This is a genomic window from Psychroflexus salis (assembly GCF_014640175.1).
In the GTDB taxonomy this organism is placed as follows: Bacteria; Bacteroidota; Bacteroidia; order Flavobacteriales; family Flavobacteriaceae; genus Psychroflexus; species Psychroflexus salis.
Map to the genome: position 1 here is coordinate 83,417 of NZ_BMGL01000007.1, position 16,094 is coordinate 99,510.

The 16,094-nt window shown below is 33.3% G+C and carries 13 protein-coding genes; 10 read left to right on the forward strand and 3 right to left on the reverse strand.

All coding sequences use genetic code 11. The annotated features are described in order from the left end of the window. Positions 1-168 precede the first annotated feature (168 nt). Positions 169-1,239 carry an oxygen-dependent tRNA uridine(34) hydroxylase TrhO gene (trhO, locus tag IEV63_RS06920; RefSeq protein ID WP_188406068.1) on the reverse strand — a complete coding sequence of 357 codons (1,071 nt, stop codon included), beginning with the start codon at positions 1,237-1,239 and terminating at the stop codon, positions 169-171. 455 nt (positions 1,240-1,694) lie between these two features. Here trhO and recA point away from each other — a divergent pair, with 455 nt between their 5' ends. From recA to IEV63_RS06960, 8 genes are all read left to right on the forward strand, one after another. Continuing rightward, positions 1,695-2,714, forward strand: a complete 1,020-nt coding sequence (recA, locus tag IEV63_RS06925) for a recombinase RecA (protein WP_188406069.1) — start codon at positions 1,695-1,697, stop codon at positions 2,712-2,714. A 94-nt stretch (positions 2,715-2,808) separates the two neighbouring features. Next, a complete protein-coding gene (locus IEV63_RS06930) occupies positions 2,809-3,351 on the forward strand; it encodes an RNA polymerase sigma factor (protein WP_188406070.1) in 543 nt (180 codons plus the stop codon). Then, positions 3,352-4,710 (forward strand): hypothetical protein, encoded by a 1,359-nt coding sequence (locus tag IEV63_RS06935; protein ID WP_188406071.1) that lies wholly within the window; start codon positions 3,352-3,354, stop codon positions 4,708-4,710. Between the two features lie 85 nt (positions 4,711-4,795). Next, on the forward strand, positions 4,796-5,731 hold the full coding sequence (locus tag IEV63_RS06940) for an HU domain-containing protein (protein WP_188406072.1): 936 nt from the start codon (positions 4,796-4,798) through the stop codon (positions 5,729-5,731). Positions 5,732-5,780: 49 nt separating this feature from the next. Further along, entirely contained in the window at positions 5,781-6,290 is a 510-nt protein-coding gene (locus IEV63_RS06945; protein ID WP_188406073.1) for an acyl-CoA thioesterase, read from the forward strand. 18 nt (positions 6,291-6,308) lie between these two features. Beyond that, positions 6,309-6,755, forward strand: a complete 447-nt coding sequence (locus tag IEV63_RS06950; protein ID WP_188406074.1) for a hypothetical protein — start codon at positions 6,309-6,311, stop codon at positions 6,753-6,755. A gap of 211 nt (positions 6,756-6,966) precedes the next feature. Then, positions 6,967-7,527: an NUMOD4 domain-containing protein gene (locus IEV63_RS06955; RefSeq protein WP_188406075.1), complete on the forward strand. Its 561-nt coding sequence runs from the start codon at positions 6,967-6,969 to the stop codon at positions 7,525-7,527. A 205-nt stretch (positions 7,528-7,732) separates the two neighbouring features. Then, positions 7,733-11,143, forward strand: a complete 3,411-nt coding sequence (locus tag IEV63_RS06960) for a DUF8818 domain-containing protein (protein WP_188406076.1) — start codon at positions 7,733-7,735, stop codon at positions 11,141-11,143. Here IEV63_RS06960 and IEV63_RS06965 read toward each other — a convergent pair. Both IEV63_RS06965 and IEV63_RS06970 read right to left on the reverse strand, forming a co-directional pair. Further along, entirely contained in the window at positions 11,140-11,757 is a 618-nt protein-coding gene (locus IEV63_RS06965) for a hypothetical protein (RefSeq protein WP_188406077.1), read from the reverse strand. The genes IEV63_RS06960 and IEV63_RS06965 overlap by 4 nt on opposite strands. Before the next feature lie 259 nt (positions 11,758-12,016). Then, positions 12,017-13,606, reverse strand: coding sequence for an NADP-dependent glyceraldehyde-3-phosphate dehydrogenase (locus IEV63_RS06970; RefSeq protein ID WP_188406078.1), 1,590 nt, complete (start codon positions 13,604-13,606; stop codon positions 12,017-12,019). 194 nt (positions 13,607-13,800) lie between these two features. Here IEV63_RS06970 and IEV63_RS06975 point away from each other — a divergent pair, with 194 nt between their 5' ends. Both IEV63_RS06975 and IEV63_RS06980 read left to right on the forward strand, forming a co-directional pair. Beyond that, positions 13,801-15,102, forward strand: a complete 1,302-nt coding sequence (locus IEV63_RS06975) for a hydroxymethylglutaryl-CoA reductase, degradative (protein ID WP_188406079.1) — start codon at positions 13,801-13,803, stop codon at positions 15,100-15,102. Positions 15,103-15,107: 5 nt separating this feature from the next. Beyond that, on the forward strand, positions 15,108-16,028 hold the full coding sequence (locus IEV63_RS06980) for a GYDIA family GHMP kinase (RefSeq protein WP_188406080.1): 921 nt from the start codon (positions 15,108-15,110) through the stop codon (positions 16,026-16,028). The last annotated feature ends 66 nt before the right edge of the window (positions 16,029-16,094 follow it).

The following is a 16,094-nucleotide window of genomic DNA, read 5'->3' on the forward strand; positions in this document are numbered from 1 at the left end:
ATTGTTAGTATTCTTTAATGTGTAAAGATACCAAAATATTGTGAGCGGCATTATATATTTTCATGTTATGAAAAAAGCTGAAAGATGTAGTCTTTTATTTTCGGAAAAACAAAAAGCCTTGTTGCAAGAGTACAAGGCTTGATAATAATAATTTAAAATTACATTAACTTAAACCGTTTCTTCTTCTATGCGAATAGATGAATCGAGCTTCTTTTTAAATTTCAAGTTTTCCGATCTTCCTTTTTTGAAAATATGATTGCTGTTTTGTTTACCAGCTCTTAATTTTTTTTGCTCTTCGTAAGGTAGTTTTATAATTTCTTTACAGTGATCTGAACAGCATTTGTCCATTTCTTTTGCACAATCTTCGCACTGGATAAACAATAAGTGGCAAGCATCGTTTACGCAATTTACATGCGTATCGCAGGCTTTGCCACATTGGTGACACTGTGCAATAACTTCGTCTGAAATTTTTTCGCTCATGCGATGGTCAAAGACAAAGTTTTTTCCTAAAAATTTGTTTTCTAGCTTTTTGGCTTCAACTTGTCTGGCATATTCTATAATACCACCTTCTAGCTGAAAAACTCTTTTAAAACCTTTGTGTTTATAATATGCACTGGCTTTTTCACAGCGAATGCCACCAGTACAATACATTACTAAATTTTTATCTTCTTTATGATCTTTTAGGTCGTTTTCAATAATATCTAAGGAATCTCTAAAGGTATCTACATCGGGTGTAACTGCATTTTGAAAATGACCTATTTCACTTTCGTAGTGGTTTCGCATATCTACCAAAACCGTATTAGGGTCGTCTATTAATTGATTAAAGGTTTCTGCATCTACATGAACCCCTTTATTGGTAACATCAAAAGTTTCGTCGTTTAAACCATCGGCTACAATCTTGTTTCTTAGCTTTACTTTGAGTTTTAAAAATGCCATATTATCTTGTTCGATGGCAATATTTAAACGAACTCCTTTTAAAAATTCAATTTGGTCTAAGAAAATTTTAAATTCATCAAATTTTTGAGCCGGAACCGAAAGTTGAGCATTAATTCCTTCTTTGGCAACATAAATACGGCCTAAAACATCTAGCTTATTCCAATGGATAAACAGATAATCTCTAAAAATTTGTGGGTTTTTAATGTGTGCGTATTGGTAAAAAGACAGCGTTAGGCGGTCTTCGCCTGCTTCTTGTATGAGCGCTGCTCTTTCCTTTGCACTTAATTTGTTGTACAGTTGCATGCTATACTAGTTTTTAAGTTAGGAAAATTTCGGCAAAAGTAAGCTTTTCTTACTAATCTTAAAAAGATGATTTTTATAGACTAGGATTTTAATAATCTAATTTGCATTATTTGTATTAAAGAAAAAAGCCCCATTTTATTGGAGCTTTTTTCTTTTAAATTTTTGATGTTTATAAAAAACAACAAGGGTGGCTAATTCGTTGTTATACATTTCAATTTAAATTTTTAATTTATAAACTTTAATGTAATAACGTCAGCCACCATCGATTTTACAACCGCTTAGACTTGTAAAAAAACAAGTTTTACCAAGCAAGTTTGTGAAAGATATTTTTATAGAAAACTTCATATTTCTATTTGTAAGATGATTTAATTTTAATTGGTTGCGTTTCTAATCTAAAATAAAATTTGTTGTATTTTTACGCTAAAAGAATACAATTTTACACAAAAAAAAATAAAATGAGCAAAGAGAATAGCGAGAAAGATGCAAAATTAAAAGCCTTAAAATTAACTTTAGATAAGTTAGATAAGACTTATGGTAAGGGTACAGTTATGAAAATGAGCGACCAAGCAGTGGTAGATGTAGATGCTATCTCGTCTGGATCTTTGGGTTTAGATATTGCTTTAGGCGTTGGTGGATACCCTCGTGGTAGAGTGGTTGAAATTTACGGACCAGAATCTTCTGGTAAAACCACACTTACTTTACACGCTATTGCAGAAGCACAAAAAGCAGGAGGAATTGCAGCTTTTATTGATGCAGAGCATGCATTCGATAGAACTTATGCAGAAGCTTTAGGCATCGATATAGACAACTTAATTATTTCGCAACCCGATCATGGAGAACAAGCCCTCGAAATTGCAGAAAATTTAATTCGCTCTGGTGCTATAGATATTGTTGTAATCGATTCGGTTGCTGCTTTAACACCTAAAAGTGAAATTGAAGGAGAAATGGGCGATTCTAAAATGGGACTGCATGCAAGATTAATGTCGCAAGCATTACGAAAAATGACTTCGACGATTAGTAAAACCAAATGTTCGGTAATTTTTATTAACCAATTGCGTGAAAAGATTGGTGTTATGTTTGGTAATCCTGAAACTACAACAGGAGGTAATGCCTTAAAGTTTTATGCATCTGTACGTTTAGATATTAGACGCTCTACCCAAATTAAAAATAGCAACAGCGATGTAATGGGGAATAAAACCCGTGTAAAAGTGGTAAAAAACAAAGTTGCGCCACCTTTTAAATTAGCAGAATTCGACATTATGTACGGAGAAGGTATTTCTAAAGTTGGAGAAATTATAGATGTTGGTGTAGAATATGATATTGTTAAAAAAGCTGGCTCGTGGTTTAGTTATGAAGACACTAAACTTGGACAAGGACGAGATGCGGTAAAAACACTGTTGTTAGAAAACCCAGATTTAATGGACGAGTTAGAAGAGAAAATTACACTTGCCATTAAAGAAAAAGCAAAAGCTTAATTTTTTTAAAAAAGCCATGCTTAGCATGGCTTTTTTAAATTTACACGCAACCTATTTTATATCATACATCTAATAACATAGTAAGTTTTAATTTTTGAGTTTAAAAAACCTAATAAAGAATTGTAAAAAAAGCGATCTCAATGCGCAGAAGACGCTCTATGAACTTTTTTCTCCTAAGCTTTTTGGTGTTTGCTTAAAATATTCTAGAAATAAAGCCGAAGCAGAAGACAATTTACAAGACGCTTTTATTTGTATTTTACAAAAGATAGGTCAGTTTAAAAATAAAGGTTCTTTTGAGGGTTGGATGAAACGCATTTGTATTAATACATGCCTTGCAAAATACCGAAAACAACAATTATTTACACTTGTAAATGAAGAAAATATCGAAGAGCCACGTATAGAAGAATATAATGAAAGTGTGCCTTTACAATTTCTTTTAACTTGTGTACAAGAGTTGCCAAATAGATATAGATTAGTGTTTAATTTATACGTTTTAGATGGTTATGCACATCAAGAAGTAGCGGATATGTTAGGTATAACGGAAGGAACTTCGAAATCGAACTTAGCTAGAGCTCGAGCCATTTTAAAAACAAAAGTAGAAGCTTATCAAAAAAAATTAAGAGATGTAGGTAATTAAATGAGTAGAGACCATAAACATATCGACCGTATTTTTCAAGAAAATTTCAAGCATTTTGAAGCACAGCCCAATGCAAAAATTTGGAATGAAATTGAAGCTAAAATTCATCCTAAAAAAAGACGTATTTTTCCTATTTGGTTGAAGTTTACTGGAGCTGCAGCTGCATTAATTTTGGCTTTTGGTTTAGGTTACTGGTCTAAATTAAGTACTCCTACACAAATTGAATCTTTTTCAAATTTAAGCACTTCGAATTTTGATTTTAAACTGAGTTTAGATAAATCAACCAGCTTAACTAAAGCAAACGATTTGCTTAACTCACTTATCGACAAGTCTCAAGATTTTAGTGCTAGCAATAATTTTATTCAAAATTCAATTGTTCAGAATACTAATACAACCCCTACAAATAATGATTTAGCTTCCGTTTATAAAACAGAAAATCCAGTAACAAAATTAGATAAGTTTAGTGCTATTGTAAATCGTTTATATGTGGAAACATCGCTTTTAAAAGCCTTTAATTTTTCTGAAAACATAAGCATTTTAAACACTAAGACCATTCAGAATAAAATTACCGAAACAGCAACTATTTCTGCAGACGAAACAGGAAAAACTCAATTTGATTCTTTATTTGAAGATGAATCTCTAGTTGTAGATAAGGAAACTTCAATCGCTAAAAAATGGTTTTTAAAACCTGTAATTTCGCCTATTTTTAATGCTGGACAAAATGCGTCTTCGGCCATAGGACAAGATTTAGCAAGTAATGAATCGACAGGAGATGTTAGTTTTTCTTATGGTATGCAAGTTGGTTTTAAGGTAAACAACAAATGGAGTATTCGAACAGGAGTTAATCAAGTAAACACATCTTACACTACGCAAAACGTAGTTTACGCGCCAAGTGCAAGTGCGTTTATTTCTTCTAATGTAGTTTCAACTTACGGCGTATATAACCAAAATTATTACGACAATAATATTGGAAATCAAGGCACCCGAATATTTTCTGAAAATGGTAATTTAACACAGCAACTAGGCTTTATTGAAGTTCCTTTAGAAATTGAATATACCATTTTAGATGGAAAATTTGGTGTTAATTTATCGGGTGGAGCAAGCACTTTTTTGCTAACTAATAACGGCTTGCTATTAGATACAGCAGATGGCATGATGAATATTGGTGAGTCGCAAAACATTAACCAAACTAGTTTTAGTACCAATATTGGTTTAGGCTTAAATTATGCAATTAGCCAAAAGCTTCAACTAAATGTAGAGCCTGCTTTTAAGTATCAACTCAATACTTTTCAAGGAAGCAATTTAAGCTTTAACCCTTACTTCTTCGGAGTTTATACAGGTTTACAATTTCAATTTTAAAAAAACAACAATAAAACTGCACAAACTTTTCGTAATTTAAGTTAATATTCATTAATTTGAGAAAGCAAAAAAAGGCAGCATAAAAATGAATATAAGTCTACATATCAAAGCTTTACTTTACCGACATGATTGCGTTGTTGTTCCTGGTTTTGGAGCTTTCTTAGCTCAGTATCATTCTGCTAAAGTCGATGCTGAAAATCATTTGTTTTTTCCACCGAGCAGAAAAATTACTTTTAATGCCCAATTAAAAAACAACGATGGCCTGTTAATTAAACACTTAGAACAAGAAGAAGCCTTAAATTATGCTGAAGCACAAAAAGCAATACATCAATATGTAGATGATATAAATTTGGCTTTAACCAATGAAAATAAGCTTCAATTTAAAGGAATAGGAACATTTATTTACCAAAACAACGAGCAACTCGTATTTCAACCAGAAGAAAATAATTTTTTATTGAGTTCTTTTGGGTTGACTAATTTTAAAAATGAAGCCCTTAGCCGAGATCTTCCAAAGCAGCAAAACGAAACTCAACCAACCAAACTCATTCCCTTTATAGAAAAAGAAAAATCTCCTCCAAATTATTTAAAGTATGCTGCTGTTGGACTAATATCTTTAGGTTTAGCCAGCGCATTTGGTTTAAATTGGTACACAACAAAAGTCGAGAAACACAACCTATACGTACAAAAACAAGCACAACAAGAAGTGCAAAATACAATAGAAAATGCTGTTTTTTCTATAACTGAACCCCTACCTACTTTACAAATTAAAAAAGCAGCTAAAATTATTGAGTCTGAAAAACACATGCATATAATTGCTGGTGCTTTTAGGGAAGAAGCCAATGCTTTAAAAAAGCTTGAACAACTACAGCAACAAGGTTTTGATGCACGATTGGTCGGAAAAAACAAATACGGACTACATCAGGTTGCCTTTTCAAGTTATGCTAATGTTGACGAAGCAAAGTTAGCTTTAAGAGAAATAAAAAATAATCAATTGCCCAGTGCTTGGTTATTGATAGATTAAAAGTGCTTCAAGTAAACGTTAAGGTTTATCTTTGCAATAAAAACTACGAATGGAATTAAAAACCCCAGAAGAATCTAAAACCACTTTAACCGACTTGGTACTCCCTAGCGAAACCAATCCTTTAAACAATCTTTTTGGTGGTGAACTTTTGGCCAGAATGGACCGAGCAGCGAGCATTGCAGCAAGAAGACATTCTAGAAGAATTGTAGTAACCGCATCGGTAAATCACGTTGCTTTTAATAAAGCAGTTCCTTTAGGAAGCGTGGTAACTGTAGAAGCTAAAGTATCTCGAAGTTTTAAAACATCCATGGAAATATTCTTAGATGTTTGGATTGAAGATCGCGAAAGTGGAAGAAGAACAAAAGCTAATGAAGCAATTTATACCTTTGTAGCGGTAGACGATATGGGAAATCCTGTGCCCGTTCCAGGTATCGACCCACAAACCAAATTAGAAAAAGACCGCTTCGAAGCCGCACTTAGGCGAAAGCAACTAAGCTTAGTTTTAGCTGGTAAGCTGAAACCAAAAGATGCAACTGAGTTAAAAGCCTTATTCGAATAAAATTAAAATATATAAATTATGTATGAATCAATTAAAATAGTCCACTCTTATTGGGCATACCTTGTGGTCCTAATTCTGCTTTTGGCTTCTATAAACGCAATAAGTAAATACGCTTCTAAAAAACCTTATGGAGCCAAAGATTTTAGAATTTCGTTATTTGCCTTAATTGTTAGTCACATTCAACTTCTTATAGGAATTATTTTGTACTTTATATCTCCATATTTTGAAGCTTTTTCGAGCGTAGGAATGGGCGATGTAATGAAAAATTCAACTTTACGTTTATACTTAATCGAGCATCCGTTTACCATGATTGTTAGTATTGTTCTAATAACGGTTGGTTATTCTAAACACAAAAAGAAATTGTCGTCTACACCAAAATTTAAGCTATTAGCCATATTTTATACTATTGCTTTATTGGTTTTGTTGAGTAGAGTACCATGGAGTGCTTGGCTAAATTTAAATTAAGCTTAAGCAAAAACTGTAAAATTTAAGCCAACTCGCTGTATTTAGGTGTGAGGTTTTTAAGCTTAATAAACAAGCCTGTTGTTACTTCATTAAACCTGAATTGAAATAAAATTGTATTTTTGTAAGTAATACAGCTTTTGGTAAACCTAGGCTGCTTACACTAGTTAATCGTCTATTTTGAAAAGCCATTCCCTAAATTCAAAAAAATAGTATGATTAATAGATACCCAGACGAAGAGTGGAAAAACATTCAGTTTGATGATAAAATTTCAGAAATAGAAAAGTATAAAGTTTCTAATTACGGGCGTATTATCAATTGTAAAGGAGAAAGTGAAGTGCTTGTAAAAGCTAGTTATATAAATGGTTATCAAAACTTAGCAGTTAGACTAAAAAAGACAGGTAAACCTACAAGTAGATACATTCACAAATTAGTTGCACAGCATTTTTTAGAACAAAAGGATGGCGTTTATGTAATTCATTTAAATTATAATAAAAAAGACAATCGTGTTAATAATTTAAAATGGGCAACCAAAAAAGAAAAAGAACAGCACCAATTTAGTAATCTTGAATTTAAGGAAAGAGCAAAACAAAAAACAGGTAGAGTTACCAATGCTAAATTAACAGAAACTCGGGTAAAACTTATTAAACGAAAATTAAACGACCCTAACCGAAGAACAAGATTAAAAATGATTGCTAAACAATTCGGCATTTCAGAAATGCAACTTCGGCGTATTAAAACTGGCGAAAACTGGGGCTATGTTAAAGAATATTAGGTTTAAAATTTATACCCGACTCGTGTTTCAAAAAAATCTAAAGTTCTTAAAAAGCCACTTAATTTTATGTTAGAAGCCTTGTGTTTAGGTTTTATCTTGGTGTAAACCTTAAGTTAATTTTCAATTTTTACAGAATAACTAAAGCTGAAACCTATTTCTTCACTTCATTTGTAAAATATAATGCGATTGCTTTAGTTTATGTTTTATGCGGCAGTGGGTGGTAATGCTTTTGTGTGGTTTGTGTACTTGGGGAATTTCAGCTCAAGAAAAAAACTATATAAGAAAAAAACTAGCCGTAAAAGACAGTATAGTATTAGATTCAGTAAGTATTAGCAGTTTAAACTTTAATGTACAAAAACTAAGTCTCGATACCGTTTCAGCTTCAGCATACCGAGCTAATTTTATGAAAGCTGCTTTAATACCTTCAAAACATTTACAACAAGAAACCGATTCTTTAATTGTAAGTTATACACGTTTCCCCAACTTTTTAACCAAGACCTATAAAAATTTAGATAACCACATTGTTTTGCCAGCAAATGCTTCCGAAGAAAATTTATACAGCTTGCAACAACGTAAATATAAAAGAGAGTTTGTTCCTTTCGATGGATTAAATACAAGCGGAAGTATTTCTAGAGGTGTGCGCGTTGGAAACAATCAAAATGCTGTGGTAAACTCAGAATTAGACTTGCAAATTTCAGGTAAATTGTCTGAAAATGTAAGCTTGCGTGCTTCTATTAAAGATGCAAATGTTCCTACTCAAGAAGGTGGATATTCCCAACGTTTAAATGAATTTGATCAAGTTTTTATTGAACTTCAAGCTAAAAATTGGGCAATTCGGGCTGGAGATATCGATTTAATAGAAAGCCAATCTTTTTTTGCTAGTTATACCAAAAAAGTACAAGGTTTATTAGTTTCTACTCAGTTTGGAAACGAAGATTACCAAGCCGAAGCTTACGCGTCTGGAGCTTTGGTACGTGGTGTTTTTACCCGTAGTGAAATTACCGGACAAGAAGGCAACCAAGGCCCATACAAATTACGCGGTCCCAATGGAGAGTTGTTTGTGTTGATTATTTCAGGAAGCGAAGCTGTTTTTGTAAACGGAAGAAAGTTAAAACGTGGCGAAGCTGAAGATTACATTATAGATTATAATGCTGGAGAAATTATTTTTAACTCAACTTTTCCTATTTCTTCTGAAATGCGGATTGTAGTTGAGTTTCAATATGCCGATCAAAATTTCTCGAGAGTTATAGCTACGGCAGGAGGAAATTTTACTAATGAAAAACTGAAGATCAATAGTTTTGTGTTTACCGAAAGCGATCTTAAAAACCAGCCTTTGCGCCAAAATCTAACTGATGAACAGGTTCAAGTATTACAAGATGCTGGAGACGACCAATCCCAAATGTTAGCCGAAAGTGCCGTGGAAAGTGAATTTTCTGAAAACCGAGTTTTATACCGAAAAGAAATGGTGAACGGAACTGAAGTTTTTGTGTTTTCGATCAATCCTGATGACGACCTATTTAGCGTTCGATTTACCAACGTAGGAGCTAACCAAGGAAATTATGTGGTTAGCAGTATAGATAATATTAGCCGTGTTTTTGAATATGTACCACCAGTAAACGGATTTCCACAAGGCGATTTTGAACCTGTTACGCAACTTTTTGCTCCAACTTTGTTGCAAATTGGAGTTGTGCAAGCCGCATATCAAAATGGAGAACACTCTACTATAAATGGAGAATTAGCGGTAAGTAATAACGACCTAAACACCTTTTCTAATTTAGATAATACCGATAATCGAGGGACTGCAGCAAAACTACAAACTCAACAACGTATTACTAAGAATAAAGCCAATTGGAATTTAGATTTTTTAGGAAACATAGATTATATAGAAAAAAATTACACGAGCATAGAACGTTTATATAATGTAGAGTTTCAAAGAGATTGGAATATCTTTGAAACCACAGGAAACCAACTGTATGTAGACACAGGCTTTAAACTAAATCAAAATGAAAATGCACAAATTCAATACCAATTTCAACATTTAGATTTTAGTGAAAGTTTTACAGGAAACAGACAAGTACTTTCATCTTCTGTTCAATTAGAAAAATTAAAATTAAATGCCAATGCAAGTTATTTAAAAAGCAAAGGCACTGTTTTAGATTCAGAATTTTCCCGATCGCATGTTTTTGGAGTCTTCGATCTTGGTAAATACTGGGCTGGAGCTAAATTTGCACACGAAGATAACCAAGAAAACCAAGTTGAAACAAACGAGTTTACCAGCAACACTCAGGCTTTTAAAAGTTACGAAGTATTTACAGGTGTTGGCGATAGTACAGCTGTTTTTGTAGAAGTTGGATACCGTTTTAGAGAAAACGATAGCTTGCGCAACAACCAATTACAGCGGGTAAATACATCTAATAATTACTACCTTAAATCTACTTTAGTGAACTCAGCTAGCAGTAAGCTCTCAGTTTTTGCTAGTTACCGAAATTTAAATAATTTAAACGAAAATATTGAAGACGAAAATACGCTAAACTCTCGTGTTGTCTACAATCAGTTTTTATTCGATCGTATACTAAATTTAAGTACTTCTTACGAAACCAACAGTGGTAGCATTGCCCAACAAGAATTTACTTACTTAGAAGTGAACCCAGGTGATGGACAATACGTTTGGATAGATTATAATGAAAATGGAGTGCAAGAATTAGATGAGTTTGAGATTGCACAGTTTCCAGGTGAAGCAGATTATGTTCGTATTTTACTTCCCAATCAGGTTTTTATTCGAACTAATCAAAATCGATTTAGCCAGCAAGTTACAGCCAACTTCCGTTCATGGACTGGAGAAGAGGGATTAAAAAAGTTAATTAGTAAATTATACAATCAAACTTCCTATTTAATCGACCGAAAAGTAGCACGAGATGGGAATTTACTTAACTTAAATCCTTTTAGTGCCAATGGAGCAGACGAACTCGGACTCAATATTAATTTTAGGAACACCCTTTTTTTTAACCGCGGAAAACAACGTTATACAACATCTTATACCTATATATCTTCGAAATCTCGTAATTTACTTTCCATTGGCTTACAAGACAACAATGCCGAAAGTCATCAGTTAAACTTCTTTCATAAAATAAAGGAAATGTGGTTGTTAACCTTGAAAAATGAAATGAATACTTCCGAAAGTTTTTCTGAAAATTTTGATAGTCGAAATTTTTTATTAGAAGGTTTCAGTGTACATCCTAAACTATCTTACTTATTAGGAGGAAACACTCGTTTTGATGCTTTTGCAGAATATACTATTCAAGAAAACCAATTGCAAGGACAAGAAAGTTTAAATCAGCGAGTACTGGGTACTTCATTTACCTTCAATAAGGGACAACAGTATAGTATTAACGGAGAGTTTAATTTTATACAAAACGATTTTGAAGGTAGTTCTATTTCGCCTGTGGCTTACCAAATGATGGAGGGTTTGCAACCCGATAACAACTTTACTTGGTCTTTATTTGTACAGAAAAAAATCACTAAATTTTTAGATTTAAACCTTTCGTATTTTGGTAGAAAAAGTGAAGGTACAAGAGCTATTCATACAGGAAATGTTCAACTAAGAGCTTATTTTTAAAAAGCGATAAGTTTTACACCTATATTAAACTGAAAATTCGAGTTTGCATCTGCACCACCAAAGCGAACATTCCCAAAAGCTTGATTTTTTAAAACCCTAGCAAAAATAGCAATGGCTGTAGTTTCGCGTTGTTTGATTACGTAATTTAGGGTAATTCCACCTTGTAACATTCTAAAGCTTTCCCGAGCAATAGTTGCAGGCTGAAAAATATCGAAAGCCGGGTTGTATTCAGCTAAGTCTTCGTCTTGTAAATTAATAAACAACCAACCAAAATTTGCATTGGCTTCTACACTAAATTTTCCTAAGCTATAAAGCTGTGCTGTATTATTGAAAGTTAAAGCTGTAGAAGTGTAATGAGGAGTAAAAACATCATAGCCAAACGAATTAGATTGCCTATTAAAAGCAGTTTGTAAGCCTACACCCATTTGGAAATACTCATGCCAGTTTTTGTTTACAACAAAGGATAAACCAATTGAAGTTCGGTTTACAAAATCGCTACCGAGCAAACTTGCTTCAAAAGAAGCTTTAGTATCTTTTTGTACAATATCTTCTTGAGCAAAATTAAATTGAATAACACCCAACAAAAAAAAGATTGAATATATATATATTTTCATGCTGAAAAATTTTACTAAACGTATAGTAATAATCATGCCAAAATAAAACCACAGAAAATTACTGTGGTTTAAGGGTTAATTATAAGTAGAGTAGCGGTTGCTATTATTTTTTTGTTATTATCAAGTTTAAAAAACACATTTATTATTACCTTCTAAGCTTTTCTAAATAAATTGCTAAACTTTATGTGAAGTAACCTTAACCTAAGGTCGAATTTATACTGTAAAATGCAAAGTAGATTTAAGACTAACAATGTGATTTTTACAATATATAATCCGTGCTTATAAAACTTGATTGTTTATGTTGAAGCAATTCTTCTAAAATTTTCACATTTTCAGGATTATCTTTCGATGCTACAAAAGTTCTGATTGAAAACGAGCGCAGGGCATCATGCACGCTTAAAGTAGATTTTGCCGAGTCTTTTCTTCCAGTAAATGGATACACATCAGGTCCACGTTGGCAAGAACTATTCAAATTAACTCGGCAAACCAAATTCACCAAAGTATCGATAAGTGGCGAAAGTACTTCTACATCTTTACCAAATAAACTCACTTGTTGGCCGTAATTCGAATCGGCCATATCATCTAGTGGCTCATTAATATCGGTGAAATAAACTACAGGAATAATCGGACCGAATTGTTCTTCTTCATACACACGCATATCTTTAGTTACGGGATACATTACTGCAGGCCAAATGTAATTGTCAAAATGCTGACCGCCTTTTTTATTCAAAATTTTAGCTCCTTTTGCTTCTGCGTCATCTATGAGTGCTTGAATGTATGCTGGCTTATCAGGTTCTGGAAGCGGTGTTAAAAACGCACCATCATCCCACGGATTTCCAAATTTTTGTGCATCAACAGCTGCGGTAAAGTTTTCTAAAAACTCTTCTTTAATGTCCTCGTGCACATAGATTATTTTAAGTGCAGTACAACGTTGACCATTAAACGATAAACTTCCAGAAATACATTCTTTCACAGCTAAATCTAAGTCGGCATGTGGCAATATAATGGCTGGATTTTTAGCTTCTAAACCTAAAATTAAGCGTAGTCGATTGCTTTTCGGATGCTGATTAATTAATGCATTTGCAGATTTGCTATTGCCAATTAAAGCCAACACATCTACGTGTCCAGTTTTCATAATTGGACTTGCTAAAACTCGACCTCGACCAAAAATAATGTTGACTACGCCTTTTGGAAAACTTTCCTGAAAAGCTTCTAATAAAGGCGTAATTAATAAAACCCCAAATTTTGCTGGCTTAAAAATAGCTGTGTTTCCCATTATTAAAGCAGGAATTAACAAAGCAAATGTTTCATTTAAAGGATAATTATAAGGCCCCAAACATAAAACCACACCCAAAGGCCCACGGCGAATGTGCGCATACACACCATCGTGTTTTTCAAATTTAGCAGCATTTCGATCCATTTGTTTGTAATCTTCAATGGTATCGTACACGTATTTTACGGTTCGGTCGAATTCTTTTTCTGCATCAGGAAGATTTTTTCCAATTTCCCACATAATGAGCTTTACCACAATATCTCGCTTGGTTTCCATGGCTTTTACAAACTTCTCCATACAGTGAATACGTTCTTCTACACGCATGGTTGGCCATTTGCCCTTTCCTTGGTCGTAGGCTTTTAAAGCAGCTTTTAGAGATTCCTGTGCTTGTTCTTCTTCTAGTTCTGGAACGCTGCCTAAGTAAGTAGGCTTATACTCTTTTGTCGAAGAAATACTCGAATTTACTTCTGCCATTTTGCCTTTCCATTCAATCAGCTTACCGTCGATTAAATATTGATTGGCTTGTATAGGCGAATCAAGTTCAAATTCTTTCGGAATCGGTATAAAATTACTCATATATTAAATTTTTTATAAATTAAGAAAAGTATATTGGTTTTAATTGATAAACACCTATTAATTTATCATTAATTTAAAAATTAATGAATTTTAAAGTAATATCCGTACACCTAAAAGTGAATTTACTCTGCTTTTTACTCTCAACTTATTCCTTTTAAAAAAAGTATCTTTGTTACCGATTATAATTTATACCAATGCAAGCCATTCAAGGATTTTCAAAACTTAGTAAACAGGAAAAAATAGCGTATTTACTTCAGCATTATTTAGCTAATTTTCCACAAGCAGAAACTATTTTAAAGCAATACATTAATCAAGATCAAAAGCTTCAAAAGTTACACGACGAATTTATTGAAAACACACTTACCAACTTTTATTTGCCCTTTGGCGTAGCACCCAATTTTTCGATTAATGGAAAAAACTACGTTATTCCCATGGCTATTGAAGAGAGTTCTGTTGTAGCGGCAGCCAGTAAAGCAGCCAAGTTTTGGGGAGAACGCGGTGGATTTAAAACCAAGGTAATTGGAACTGAAAAAATAGGTCAAGTACATTTTAATTTTTCAGGAAATTTTGAAGAATTAGCTACATTCTTTCAAAAAATAAAACCCAAGTTATTCGAATCAGTTCAGTCCATTACTAAAAATATGGAAAAGCGCGGTGGCGGAATTCGTACTTTAGAATTGGTCGATAAATCTGAAGATTTAACCAACTACTATCAGCTTCATGTTACATTCGAAACTAAAGATGCTATGGGAGCAAATTTTATTAATTCTTGTTTAGAAGAATTTGCAGCGGTTTTTAGAGATGAAGCACAATTGTATTTTCAAAATGAAGCTTCGCTCGAAATAGTTATGAGCATTTTATCGAATTATGTGCCGAATTGCACAGTAAGTGCCGAAGTAAGTTGTCCCGTTGAAGAATTAGGAAATACAAAAGAAGCAGGTCAAGCTTACGCTGAAAAATTTGTGCGTGCTATTAACATCGCTGAAGTAGAACCTTATCGCGCGGTTACCCACAACAAAGGCATTATGAATGGAATTGATGCTGTGGTTTTGGCAACAGGAAACGATTTTAGAGCCATTGAAGCTGGAGTGCACGCTTATGCTTCCAGAAGTGGAAAATACAGTAGTTTAACCCACGCCAAAATTGAAAATGGAATTTTCACCTATTGGATTGAAGTTCCTTTGGCTTTAGGTACGGTTGGCGGGCTAACCAGTTTGCATCCGTTGGTGAAACTAGCTTTAGCGCTATTACAACGTCCAAGTGCAGAAGAATTAATGCAAATTGTTGCGGTTGCTGGTTTAGCACAAAATTTTGGTGCAGTTAATTCTTTAGTGACTACAGGTATTCAAGAAGGTCACATGAAAATGCACTTAATGAATATACTTAATCAGTTTGAAGCCAATACAGACGAACGTAAAAAAGCAGTAGAATTTTTTAAGCATAATACTGTTTCGCATTCGGCTGTAGTTAATTTTTTAAATGAATTACGAAATTAATTGAGATGCCAACTGAAACTTTTTACAGTCATGGAAAATTATTATTAACTGCAGAATATGTAGTTTTAGATGACGCTGAAGCTTTAGGTTTGCCTACAAAATTTGGACAAAAATTAGAAGTTGAAACCTCAACAGAAGCAAAAACCATCAACTGGAAAAGCCTTTTGCACAACCAAGAAACCTGGTTAGATTTTCAATTCACTTGGAATGAAAATTATAAGTTTACTAGTAATTCTAGTTTGCCTGAAGCCAAGAGATTAGTAGAAATATTCAATTGGCTGGCTCAACAAAATCCATCTTTGTTTGCTGTAGATAAAGGATATACTATAATTTCAACCTTAGAATTTCCGAAAAATTGGGGTTTAGGCTCTTCTTCCACTTTAGTGAATAATCTGGCGCAATGGGCAAAAATAAATGCTTTTGCTTTACAAGATTATGCCTTCGGCGGAAGCGGTTACGACGTAGCTTGCGCACAAAATGGAACGCCAATTTTATTCAAAAAAAATCAGCTTCAGCCTAAAATTCAACCTGTACAATTTCAACCTGATTTTAAAGACGAATTGTTTTTTGTATACTTAAATCAAAAACAAAACAGCCGCGACGCCATTCAACATTACCGAATTCAGTCACCAGAAAATATTGAGTTAGCAATAAATCGTATCAATGCCATTACACATCAAATTCTAGAAGTTAAGCAAATAGAAGATTTTGAAGCTCTATTAAAATCTCATGAAAAAATCATCGCTACTTTATTAGGACAGTTTCCTATTCAAAAACAACTCTTTTCCGATTATCCAAGAACCATAAAAAGTTTAGGCGCTTGGGGTGGCGATTTTGTATTGGCAGTTGGTAATTTAGAAGATCAAAAATACTTTCATCAAAAAGGTTTTGAAACTATTTTGAGTTTTGACGAGATGATTTTGTAACTAAATTTAATATAGCCAATTTTCAATATTATTTATAAATCTTGTTAGGATTCACGAGCAAGATGC